At 32.7% G+C, this 13,132-nt stretch carries 7 protein-coding genes; all 7 read left to right on the plus strand.

What is annotated here, in order from left to right; genetic code table 11:
* The first annotated feature begins 4 nt into the window (after positions 1-4).
* The 7 genes from ruvA (at position 5) to Q4Q47_RS11035 (ending at position 13,111) form a co-directional block, all read left to right on the plus strand.
* Positions 5-586 (plus strand): Holliday junction branch migration protein RuvA, encoded by a 582-nt coding sequence (gene ruvA, locus Q4Q47_RS11005; RefSeq protein WP_303306708.1) that lies wholly within the window; start codon positions 5-7, stop codon positions 584-586.
* 6 nt (positions 587-592) lie between these two features.
* A complete protein-coding gene (sov, locus tag Q4Q47_RS11010) occupies positions 593-7,918 on the plus strand; it encodes a T9SS outer membrane translocon Sov/SprA (protein WP_331497712.1) in 7,326 nt (2,441 codons plus the stop codon).
* Between the two features lie 507 nt (positions 7,919-8,425).
* A complete protein-coding gene (gene gcvH, locus Q4Q47_RS11015; protein ID WP_303306709.1) occupies positions 8,426-8,806 on the plus strand; it encodes a glycine cleavage system protein GcvH in 381 nt (126 codons plus the stop codon).
* Complete coding sequence (locus Q4Q47_RS11020) at positions 8,799-9,176, plus strand: VanZ family protein (protein WP_303306710.1); 378 nt, start codon at positions 8,799-8,801, stop codon at positions 9,174-9,176. The genes gcvH and Q4Q47_RS11020 overlap by 8 nt, the downstream gene beginning before the upstream one ends.
* A 60-nt stretch (positions 9,177-9,236) precedes the next feature.
* Positions 9,237-9,959 carry an energy transducer TonB gene (locus tag Q4Q47_RS11025; RefSeq protein ID WP_303306711.1) on the plus strand — a complete coding sequence of 241 codons (723 nt, stop codon included), beginning with the start codon at positions 9,237-9,239 and terminating at the stop codon, positions 9,957-9,959.
* Between the two features lie 128 nt (positions 9,960-10,087).
* Entirely contained in the window at positions 10,088-10,885 is a 798-nt protein-coding gene (locus Q4Q47_RS11030; protein ID WP_303306712.1) for an energy transducer TonB, read from the plus strand.
* Positions 10,886-11,011: 126 nt separating this feature from the next.
* Entirely contained in the window at positions 11,012-13,111 is a 2,100-nt protein-coding gene (locus tag Q4Q47_RS11035) for a gliding motility protein RemB (RefSeq protein WP_303306713.1), read from the plus strand.
* The last annotated feature ends 21 nt before the right edge of the window (positions 13,112-13,132 follow it).

Below are 13,132 nucleotides of genomic sequence, written 5' to 3' on the forward strand. Positions count from 1 at the left end.
ATACATGATAACACATATTAAAGGAAAACTTACAGAAAAAAACCCAACGCATGTAGTTATTGAATGTCATGGAGTAGGTTATTTATTGAATATTTCATTACATACTTTTTCTCAAATTTCAGACAGTGAAAATTTAAAGCTATTTACACATCTTCAGATTAAAGAAGATTCACATACACTTTATGGGTTTTCGTCATTGGCAGAAAGGGAAATTTTTAGACTGTTAATATCTGTAAGTGGTATTGGAGCAAGTATAGCACGTACCATGTTATCATCATTAACGCCAAAACAGGTAAGAGAAGGGATTGCTTCAAGCGACGTCGCTTTAATTCAATCTATAAAAGGAATAGGAGCAAAAACAGCGCAACGTGTTATAATAGATTTAAAAGACAAGATCTTAAAGATTTATGATATAGACGAAGTTTCCGTTTCTCAAGGCAATACCAATAAAGATGAAGCGTTATCTGCTTTAGAAGTGCTCGGTTTTGTAAAGAAACAAGCAGAACGTGTTGTGGATAAAATTATGATTGCACAGCCTGATGCCAATGTGGAAACCATTATCAAGCAGGCTTTAAAAAATTTATAATAGACTTTGAATAAAACGAATCTCAAATTTTATAAATCAATTAAAAATTGCCATACTAGGTCTTTCGACTACGCTCAAGACAAGTTCCGTCGAAGTGCCTTTTTAATTTTTGCTCTCTTTTATTCAGTAGTAGCATGGTCTCAAGAACCTGTTCAACAAGATTCGGTTAAAACAGGTTATAATATAGGACGCTTAAAAACACCAAATCCTAATAGTGTAGAGTCTAAATACACTTACGATGCCACTATAAATAGATATATCTATACCGAAAAAATAGGAAACTTCGATATTAATTTTCCCATTATTTTAACACCTAAAGAGTATTATGCTTTAGTAGCTAAAGAAAATTTAAAATCCTATTATAAAGAAAAAATTGACGCTTTTGATGGCAAAAAAGAAGATGCCAAAGACGGGCAAAAAAATCTACTCCCAGAATTTTATGTAAAATCAGACTTTTTTGAAACTGTTTTTGGAGGAAATACTATTGAAGTCGTTCCACAAGGGTCTGTAGAAATGGACTTAGGAGTTTTGTTTTCTAAGCAAGACAATCCATCATTTTCACCTAGAAACAGGAGTAATTTTACGTTTGATTTTGACCAACGAATTAGTTTAAGTTTATTAGGAAAAGTTGGTACGCGATTACAAGTAACGGCGAATTATGATACGCAATCAACTTTCGACTTTCAAAACCTTATTAAGTTAGAATACACACCTACAGAAGATGATATCATTCAAAAAATTGAAGTAGGTAATGTAAGCATGCCATTAAATAGCTCATTGATTACAGGGGCACAAAGTTTATTTGGTGTAAAAGCACAATTGCAGTTTGGGAAAACGACGGTTACAGGTGTGTTTTCTGAACAAAAATCACAAGCTAATACAGTAATAGCCCAAGGAGGTGGTACCGTTGAAGAATTTGACTTATTCATTAGAGATTACGATGAGAATAGACACTTCTTTATAGCGCAATATTTTAGAGATACGTATGATAGAGCTTTAAAGAGTTATCCACTTATAAATAATAGAGGATTACAAATTACAAGGCTTGAGGTTTGGGTAACGAATAGAAGTAATAGAACTGAGAATGTTAGAAATATTATAGCACTTCAAGATTTAGGAGAGTCAGATCCTACTAAAATAGGATCATCGGTTAATATTCTTAGACCGGGTGCCATACCAAATAATCCTAATAATGCTTTAGATCCAACTAATATTGGAGGTGCCGGATCCCAGATTACAGATGCTATTAGAGATGTCGCCACAGTACAGTCGGGAATAACAGTGCCAGGTGTTACAGAAGGATTTGATTATGCAAAACTAGAAAACGCTAGAAAATTAATAAATGGTCAAGAATATACTTTAAATTCAGAGTTAGGATATATATCATTAAATCAGCGTTTAAATAATGATGAGGTTTTAGCCGTTGCATTTCAGTATACCTTAGGTGGTAAGGTATATCAAGTAGGAGAATTTGCGAATGATGGTGTTGATGCTACAGATGTAACAACCAATGCTTCAGGACAAGTAACGCAAGTCGTTAACTCCAATTTAGTTTTAAAACTATTAAAAAGTAGCATTACCAGTGTAGATCAACCTGTTTGGGATTTAATGATGAAGAATATCTACGATACTAGAGCTTTCAATTTAAGCCCGGAAGATTTTAAACTTAATATCTTTTATAACGAAGCATCTCCATTAAATTTTATATCACCAGTTGGTGCTAATTTTGCTCTCGATGTAAATGGAAACCCGGTTAATGGATCGACACCAGATGAAAATTTAATACAAAATGTACCATTATTAAGAGTGTTTAATTTAGATAAACTCAATTTTAATAATGACCCACAAGCCAGAGGTGACGGTTTTTTTGATTTTTACCCTGGCATAACGGTGATTCCTCAAAATGGAAAAATAGTTTTTACCAGTGCCGAACCTTTTGGAGAATATCTTTTTAACGTATTAGGAGGTGGTGATTATGATAATAATGTTACATATAATGATAATCAAAATAAGTACGTGTACGATGTACTTTATAAAAGTACAAAAACAGCTGCTTTAGAGGCTGTTGAAAAAAACAAATTCAAACTAAAAGGGCGTTACAAATCAAGTGGAGGAAGTGATGGTATTCCTATAGGGGCTTTTAATGTACCAAGGGGCTCTGTAAAGGTTACAGCTGGTGGACGTGTTTTAGTTGAAGGTATTGATTATACTGTGAATTATCAATTAGGCCGTGTTCAGATTTTAGATGAAGCTTTAAAAGCATCCAATACACCTATTCAAGTGTCTACCGAAAATAATGCGGTTTTTGGCCAGCAAACAAGGCGTTTTACAGGGATAAATGTAGAGCATAAGTTTAATGAGAATTTCGTATTAGGAGCGACGCTTTTAAATCTTAATGAAAGACCTATAACACAAAAAGCAAATTATGGTACAGAACCCATAAACAATACTATTTTTGGGTTTAATGGTAATTACTCTACTAAAGTGCCATTTTTAACCCGATTAGTCAATAAATTACCAAATATTGATACAGACGTAGAGTCTAATCTATCACTTAGAAGTGAGTTTGCCTATTTAGCGCCAGGCGCACCAAAAGGCACTAATCTTAATGGAGAAGCCACATCTTATGTTGATGATTTTGAAGGTTCACAAAATGCTATTGATTTAAAATCTCAGCAATCATGGTTTTTATCTAGTAGACCTTTAGGGTTAAATGTTCCAAGTAACCCAACCGAAGATAATAATGGTATTCAAAATGGTTACCAAAGAGCATTGCTTAACTGGTATAGTATAGATCCTATATTTTACAGTAGCCAACGTCCTTCTGGGATCTCAGATGAAGATATGTCTAGCTTATATACCAGTCGTGTATTTATAAATGAGCTATTTCCAGATAGAGATTTAGTACAAGGTCAAAATTCAGTACTTTTCACACTAGATTTAGCCTATTATCCAGAAGAAAGAGGGCCCTATAATTTTGAAGCTTCTGCAGAAGATGGTGTTTTAGATAACTCTCAAGATAGTTGGGCAGGTATTACGCGTCAACTAACCTCTACAGATTTTGAACAACAAAATGTAGAATATATTGAGTTTTGGTTACAAGACCCGTTTCAAGACAATCCAACAAACCCTGGTGGAAAATTAGTATTCAATCTTGGAAATATTTCAGAAGATATTATCAAAGATGGACGTAAATTATACGAAAATGGGTTGCCGGAAGATGGAGACATTAGTATTCTAAAACAACAACCAACACAATGGGGTACTATAGTGCCACAAAATCAATCATTAATTTATGCATTTGATACTACAGGTCAAGAGCGTACCAATCAAGATGTGGGGTATGATGGTTATGGTGATAGTGATGAGGCTCCAACTGATACAGGAGACCCTCTATTAAATTCGATATACCAACCATTTAGTGGGTTGGATGACCCTTCTAACGACAATTACACCTATTTTTTAAATACGGATGGAGATATTTTTGAGCGTTATAAAAAGTACAATGGTGTAGAAGGAAATACACCGGAAACATTTACTAGTACAGATAGAGCAGCTAATACGCAACCGGATGTCGAAGATATTAATCGTGATAATACTATGAATACGATTGATAGTTATTTTGAATATGAATTAGACATAACGAGACAAAATTTACCTACCTCGGAAGCAGATTTTGAAAACATTCCTAATAGTAACCCATTAAAAGAATTTTTAAGAGATTTTAAGGATAGACCTCGTCAATTGGCTAACGGAGAGACCAGAAATGTTAGATGGTACCAGTTTAGGGTTCCGGTTCAAGGTAGTCATGCCACTCCTATTGGGAATATTAGTGATTTAAGATCAGTTCGTTTTACAAGAGTATACCTTAAAGAATTTACAGAAAATACCGTATTTCGCTTTGGTACACTCGATTTGGTAAGAAGCGATTGGAGACGTTATACACAAGCTTTAGATAAAAATGACCCGACTCCGGATGATCCTCAAACTGAATTTTCAGTAGGCGTTATTGGTACACTGGAAAATGAAGGGAGTTATGACAGACCGCCAGGGATTGAGCCTGAGGAGTTATTTAATAATAATACCGTAGTTCAACAAAATGAGCAGTCTTTAGTTGTAAAAGTTTGTGATATCGAGTCTGAAGATTCAAAGGCAGTATATAAAAATATTAATATTGATATGCGTCAGTATAAACGTTTAAGAATGTTTATGCATGCTGAAGATAATGAGTCAGGAACAGGAAGTTTATCCGATAATGAATTAGTCGGATTTATTAGAATGGGTAACGACCTTACCGAAAACTATTACCAAATAGAAATACCGTTACAAGTTTCAACTTCAACAACAAGAGAAGGGCTTTGGCCTGAGGCTAATGAAATTAATTTATCGATTGAGTTGTTAGGAAGAATTAAAGCACTTGGTATTTCTGATGGGACATTACTAAATGAAGATCCTACATTTTATGATGTTGTTGGTAGTGATTTAATTCCTGTAGGCGATCCATTTAATGGTTATGTAGTAGGTCAGCATAGAATAGGAATAAAAGGAAATCCGAATTTTGGAGATGTAAGAACACTTATGGTAGGTGTTAAAAATACAACCACAAGAAATGATGTTTGCGCAGAAATTTGGTTTAACGAACTCCGCCTATCCGATTTAGACAACGAAGGCGGTTGGGCAGCTGTATTAAGTGTAGATACTAATATTGCAGATTTTGCGAATATAAGTGCAACAGGAAGAAAAAGTACTTCTGGTTTTGGTGGTCTTGAGCAAGGACCAAGTCAACGTAGTTTAGAAGATGTGCAACAATATGATGTCGTAACGAATATCAATGTTGGACAATTATTACCCAAAAAATGGGGGATTCAAGTGCCTTTTAATTATGGGCAAAGCGAAGAGCTTATCACGCCTAAATATGATCAGTTTTACAAAGATTTAACCTTAGATTCCAGATTAGATGCTGCAAATACAAAAGCAGAAAGAGATCAGATTAAAGAACAATCTGAAGACTATACCAGAAGGCAAAGTATTAATTTTATAGGCGTTAGAAAGACAAGGACAACAGATGCAACACCTCGCTTTTACGATGTGGAGAATTTAACTTTAAATTATTCATATAATAAAGTAGAGCATAGAGATTTTGAGATTGAAAATTCTGTTAACAAAACAGTTAGAGTTGGAGCAAATTATGCGTTTAATTTTAATCCAATTGAAGTAGAACCTTTCAAGAAAAATGATTCCTTGTTTACTGGGAAATATTGGAAAATTTTAAAGGATTTCAATGTAAACTTATTACCAACAAGCTTTACCATTAACACAGATATTAATAGACAATTCAATAGACAAAAGTTTAGAGAAGTTGATCTTGGAGGAGCCAACATCGGTATAGAGGAATTATTTAGAAGAAACTACACATTCGATTTTCAATATACTATTAATTATAATCTAACAAAATCATTACAATTCAATTTTACAGCTGCGAATAATAATATTGTGCGTAATTATTTTAAAGATAATATCATTAATGGGGAACAAGATGCAACATTAGATGTTTGGGACGGTTTCTTAGATTTTGGAGACCCTAATAGACAAAATCAAAATTTAGGGATTACTTACCAGTTGCCAATTAATAAAATCCCAACCTTTAGTTTTCTTGATGCTACATATCAATACACGGGTACTTTTGAATGGCAGAAGGGCTCTGATTTGTATGGAGAAGTAACACTGCCAAACGATCCTAATACATACGATTTAGGAAATACTATTTCAAATTCAAATGTTCATAATATCAATTCAACTTTAGATATGAATAGGTTTTATAAATATATTGGATTGGTAAAAAGACCTATTAAAAGAGTGCGATCCAGATCGGTTTCAAATGGTGGTTCACCGCCAGGACCAGGAGGAAATAAAAAAGCACCGCCAAAAGCAAAGAATCAATCTGTGACTAAATTGTTAAATGCTGGTGTCGACATTTTAACAAGTATAAAGAGAATTCAGTTGAATTATTCTGAAAACAATGGAACATTTTTACCTGGATATTTGCAAACGCCTGGTTTTGTAGGGACTTTAAAACCAACGGCAGGATTTACATTTGGTACCCAAAGTGATATTAGAGACCTTGCTGCAAGAAGAGGTTGGTTAACTGTTTTTCCTGAATTTAATCAACAGTATACAGCAACTAACACAAAACAACTTGATGTCTCTGCGAGTTTAGAGCCAGTAAAAGGTTTAAAAATTGACATCGTAGGGAATCGCACTTATTACGAAAATTATACCGAAAACTTTAGAGTTAACGGAAACCCTGGTACTTATGAGTATGAATCGTTAACACCTAACACCTTTGGTAATTTTAATATATCAACTATTTTATTAAAAACGGCATTTAGTAAAAGTGATGAAACCACTTCTGAGGCTTTTAATGATTTTAGAGCTAACAGGCTTATAATAGCCAGAAGATTGGCTGAAAAGAATGGTGCAGATTTAAACGATCTGGATGCTGATGGTTTTCCAAAGGGCTACGGGAAAAGTAACCAAGCCGTATTATTGCCAGCGTTTTTAGCTGCTTATTCTGGTCAAGATGCCAGTAGTACGAGATTAGGAGCATTTAGAGATGTACCTATTCCTAACTGGGATTTAAAGTATTCAGGTTTTATGAAGTTTAAATGGTTTAAAAAACATTTCAAACGTTTTTCATTAACACATGGGTACCGTTCAACATATACAATAAATCAGTTTCAATCTAATTTAGATTATGAAGGAATAAATCCAACTTTAGATTATGATAGCCAGTCAAACAATACTAAAGATCAATCTGGTAATTATAAAAATGAACGTTTGCTTAGTAATATTAACTTAACAGAATTGTTTAGTCCTTTAGTTAGGCTTGATTTTGAAATGAAAAACTCTATCAAAATCTTAGCTGAAATTAAAAAAGACAGGCTAATATCACTTAGTTTTGATAATAATTTAATGACTGAGGTACAAGGGAAAGAATATGTTGTAGGCTTAGGTTATAGAATTAAAGATTTACGAATACGCTCGAAATTAGCAGGACCACGAAAACGTGTTGTAAGTGATTTAAACATGAAGGCAGATGTGTCTGTTAGAGATAATAAGACTATTATTAGATATTTAGATTTAGAAAATAATCAAGTAACATCCGGACAAACTATTTGGGGGTTAAAATACTCTGCAGATTATGCGTTTAGTAAAAACTTAACAGCCCTATTTTATTTTGATTATTCATTTTCGGAATATGCTATCTCTACGGCATTTCCACAAACAACTATTAGATCTGGCTTTACCATTAGATATAATTTTGGTAATTAATACCAGTTAAACATCAAAAGAACGTGTATAATTCGTTTCTTTTTCATTTATATTTCCTCATAAAATGAAACCGTAGCTACTGCTATGATTGAATTTTATTCATTATCTAAATAAAAAATAACTCAAATTATTTACTCGTCATTTTGAAATTTAATTGGTATAACCCAAGAATTGTCATTCCTGCGACATGTGCTGAACTTGTTTCAGTAAGGCAGGAATCTTTTAAATTGAAATTGAATGACAATAAAGCAGATTTCTGCCTTTATACTTCGACTATGCTCGGTATAAATTCCGCAATGATAAAATAACTTTAAAATAAATCAATATTATTAGGTTATTTGTTTACCTAAACAGAACCCGTTAAATAAGTAATCTATAACTAAAAACATCAATATCTTACTTTATCATTTAAGTGAATGAGGTTAGAATGTTTTTTATTAGATAATCTATTTGAATTTAAGATTTGAATAAATACATTTGTTGAATAAATGAATTTAAATTAATACTATGAATATTCCATCAGAATTAAAATACACTAAAGATCACGAATGGGTTAAAATCGAAGGTGATGTTGCAACTATTGGTATAACAGATTTTGCACAAAGTGAATTAGGAGACATCGTATATGTTGAAGTAGAGACAGTTGATGAAACACTAGATGCGGAAGAAATTTTTGGAACGGTTGAAGCTGTTAAAACAGTATCAGATTTGATTTTACCATTGTCTGGAGAAATTATAGAATTTAATGAGTCTTTAGAAGACGAACCAGAAAAAGTAAATAGTGATCCTTATGGTGATGGTTGGATGATAAAAGTTAAATGTTCAGACCTTTCCCAAGTAGAAGGGCTTATGTCTACTGATGATTACAAGACGTTAATAGGTGCTTAAAAAATTAACGCCTATAATAACCATAATATATTCGTTAGCTTTAGTTACAGTTAGTTTAATTAAGCTTAATAACGTTCCAGATATAGGGATTTCTTTTGGAGATAAGATATTCCACTTTTTGGCCTATTTTGTTTTAACTCTTTTATGGTTTTATACTTTTTTATATACTTTTAAATTTAAAAGCAAAAAAGCGGTGTTTTTTGCAGCGATTCTTTCTGTTTTATTTGGTATGGTTATTGAGGTACTACAGGGAAGCATTACAGCTTCAAGAAGCCTAGATGTTTATGATGCTGTAGCAAATACCTTTGGTGCTTTATTAGCATCGGTTGTATTGTGGTTTAAAAGCAATTTACACGTTAAAAACGTATAAACACTTGCTTTTTTTATAAATAAATAGTTATTTTAGCAATCTTGATAAACGATATAAATTATGGAACCTAAGAAAAATCCCAAAGCTAATGTTGGACGTAATAGTTCACTTTACTTCGCTATTGGTTTAGCATTAATGTTATTTTTAACAAACTATGCTATCAATTACAAATCATATGACAAGTCTGATACAGACATTGGAATGGTAAATATGGATGAAGAATTGGAAGAGGAAATCCCAATTACAGAACAAATACAAACACCTCCACCACCACCGCCACCTCCAGCTGCACCGGAAGTTATTGAGATTGTTGAGGATGAAGTTGAAATAGAAGAAACTGTTATAGAATCGACAGAAGTAGATCAGGAAACTGAAATTGTTGAGGTAGAAGAAGTAGAAGTGGAAGAAGTAGATGAAGATATCGATGTCCCATTTTCAGTAATTGAAAATGTGCCTGTTTTTCCAGGATGTGAAAGAGAGAAGAACAATACTAAGAAAAGAGATTGCATGTCTAAAAAAATAGCGCAATTTGTTAATAGAAAATTCAATACAGAATTGGCTAGTGATTTAGGTTTATCGGGAAGACAACGTATTAATGTCATTTTTAAAATAGACAAAACTGGTAATATTACTGGGATTCGTGCTAGAGCACCACACCCGGGCTTGGAAAAAGAAGCAGCTCGTGTTATTGGCTTATTGCCAAAAATGAAACCAGGAAAACAACGTGGAAAACCAGTAAATGTTCCATATTCGTTACCAATTATTTTCCAGGTACAAGATTAAGTTATAACTTCCTGTAAGACAGGAATCGTAATAATATAAAATCCCGTTACAAATTTTGTAACGGGATTTCTTTTTTGGTATGCTTATTGTGTTTTTATCATAATATTAACATTTATACTATAATTATTATGAGTAATCAAAAGAAAACTCACGAACTCATTCGGGAAAATGAGCAAATCGTGAAAAAATCACAAAAGCATGATGCAAATTTACAAAAAAACTCAACCCTTTACTTTCAAATAGGGTTAATTGTATGTTTACTAGCAGCCTTTGGTTTGTTAGAGATGAAGTTTGAAAGTACTATTCCCGACGAGTATGCGATTGTTGTTCCAGACGATCCAATGACAATTTCAGTTGAGAAATTTAAAGTTTATGTAGAACCAAAAGCAGAGGAGAAACCAAAACCTCAGAAAAAAAAGAAGCTGTTAATTAAAGACCCTATAATTGTTGATGATGATCATGTTATGAAAGAAGTATTAGGTATTGACACACCAGAGCAGAATACGAGTACTGAAACACCGATAGATCCGGGTTTGATAGATCCTGGAGAAGAACCAGAAGAGGAAGATGTCCCATTTGCTATAATTGAAGTTGCACCTATTTACCCAGGTTGTGAAAAGACAAAAACGAATGAAGAAAGAAAACAATGTATGTCTAAAAAAATCACAAAACTTGTTCAAAGAAAGTTTAAAGGAAGTGGTATAGCATCTGATCACGGATTATCAGGGAAACAAAAAATTTATGTAAAGTTTAAAATTGATAAAACAGGACATGTAACAGATATTCAAACCAGATCTCCACATCCAAAATTAGGAGATGAAGCGGAACGTGTCATTAATATTCTTCCGAAGATGACACCAGGTAAGCAACGTGATAAAAATGTAAGTGTTGTTTATACATTACCTATAGTTTTTCAAGTTGAATGATTAATAAAACATTATAATTTTAAATTTTTAAAACCGTTATCATTTTAACCGATAACGGTTTTTTTAATGAACGTATTATTAAAATATAGTATCTTTCTGCACAAAATTAATTATTAACCTATTTTCATGAAGAGATTCATTGTACTACTCCTTCTTTTAGTTCAATATAATAGTTATTCACAAGATATCTTTTTGGCTGAAAAACCTCCAGTTTTTTCAAATTGTGATGATGTCGTCATTGATTCTTTGCAAAACTGCTTTGATAGAAATGTATTCGAGCATATTTATAAAAATTTCAAAGTACCTCAAAAAGTATATGACGAGAAATATAAAGGAGAAGTTATTGTTCTTTTTGAAGTAGATACCGTTGGACAGTTTAGAGTTATTTATATTGATGCCATTTATAAAGAGTTAAAGGAAGAGGCCAAACGTGTATTTTCAATATTACCAAAGATCAAACCAGCAACTTACAATAGTAGAAAAACGTACAAACAATATTCGCTGCCTATAAAGATTCCATTAATTAATCAAGCCGTAAAAACGAAGGATTTAGCAAAAGAGAATAAAATATCTAAATTAGAACAGGAATCAAAAACGGAGTTTGACAAAGTTAATGCCAATTTAAAAGCTTTTGAAAATAAAGCTTATAACAGCCAATTAAATATTCCGTTTACACATAGCGATTATTCAAGGTTTGATAGAAGTATGAATCTTATAGGAACCAATAATCATACAGCTTCAAAGCCATTTATGTATGAGGAGGTTTCTAAATATTACGATTTTAAGGCCGAAAAGGAAAAATTAAAAAAGGAAGCAGATACCTGGGTGGGTAAAAAACTTTGGAATGAACATTTGGTACAATTACAAGGGAAGGATTATTGGTTTACAGTGGATCCTATATTCGATTTGCAAGTAGGTAAAGATACCGATGCTGATTTTAGTTCAACATATAATAATACGAGAGGTATTCTAGTTCAAGGAGGTTTAGGGAAAAAGTTTAATTTCTATACCTCGGTATTTGAAAGTCAAGGTAGATTTGCCCAATATGTAAATCAATATGCGGAAAGCTTAAAAGCTTTTGGTCCCGACCCTGCCATTATTCCTGGTCGGGGTATTGCTAAACGATTTAAAACTGATTCTTATGACTACCCTGTAGCTGAAGCTTATTTATCGTATTCGCCAGCTAAGTTTATAAATGTTCAATTTGGACATGGTAAAAATTTTATAGGAGATGGATACCGATCATTATTACTTAGTGATGTAACAAGTCCTCACCCTTTTTTAAAGTTAAACACTAAATTTTGGAAAATAAAGTATACCAACACCTGGATGTGGTTAAAAGATGTAAGACCAGAAGTTATTGCCGATAAAGCCTTTTTAACCAAGTATATTGCAAACCATTATTTAAGTTGGAATGTGTCTAAACGATTGAATATTGGACTATTCGAATCGGTGCTTTGGACAAACTCTAATGACAGAGGCTTTGATATAAATTACCTAAATCCCATTATATTCTTTAGAGCTATTGAGTTTGAGACAGGACAAGGCGCAGGAAATGCACTTCTAGGTGCATCTGCAAAATATAAATGGAATGATAATATAAATGTATATGGTCAATTTATTTTAGATGAATTTTCTCTTAGTGATGTTAAAGGTGGTGAAAAAAGTTGGAAAAACAAGTTTGGCTTCCAATTAGGACTTAAATATTTTAATGCTTTTAAAATTGATAATTTATTATTACAATTTGAATATAACAGAGTAAGGCCTTATACGTATTCGCATAATACAATTGTATTAAACTATGCACATAATAACCAATCTATGGCGCATCTATGGGGTGCAAATTTTAGTGAGGCTATTTTAATTGGACGTTACCATTACAAACGCTGGTTTGCCAATGCAAAACTTATTTACGGGGTACGCGGGTTAGATTTTAATAACGGTACAGATAATTTTAGTTATGGAGGTGATGTTTATAGAGATTATAATGACAGGCCTTTTGATACTGGAGTTAAAGTAGGACAAGGCATAAAAACCAAAACCTTTAATGGTAATTTACAAGCAGGTTATCTTATTAATCCAGCATCCAATTTAAAGATCTTTACAGATATTAGTTTTAGAAATTTTAATCCAGAAGCAGAAACGACAGCGACCTTTAAAAATAATACTGTCTGGTTTAATTTTGGAATTAGAACCGATTTGTTTAATTGGTATTTTGATTTTTAGCACATTCCTGCGAAGGCAGGA

Source organism: Flavivirga spongiicola (assembly GCF_030540825.1).
Lineage (GTDB): Bacteria > Bacteroidota > Bacteroidia > Flavobacteriales > Flavobacteriaceae > Flavivirga > Flavivirga spongiicola.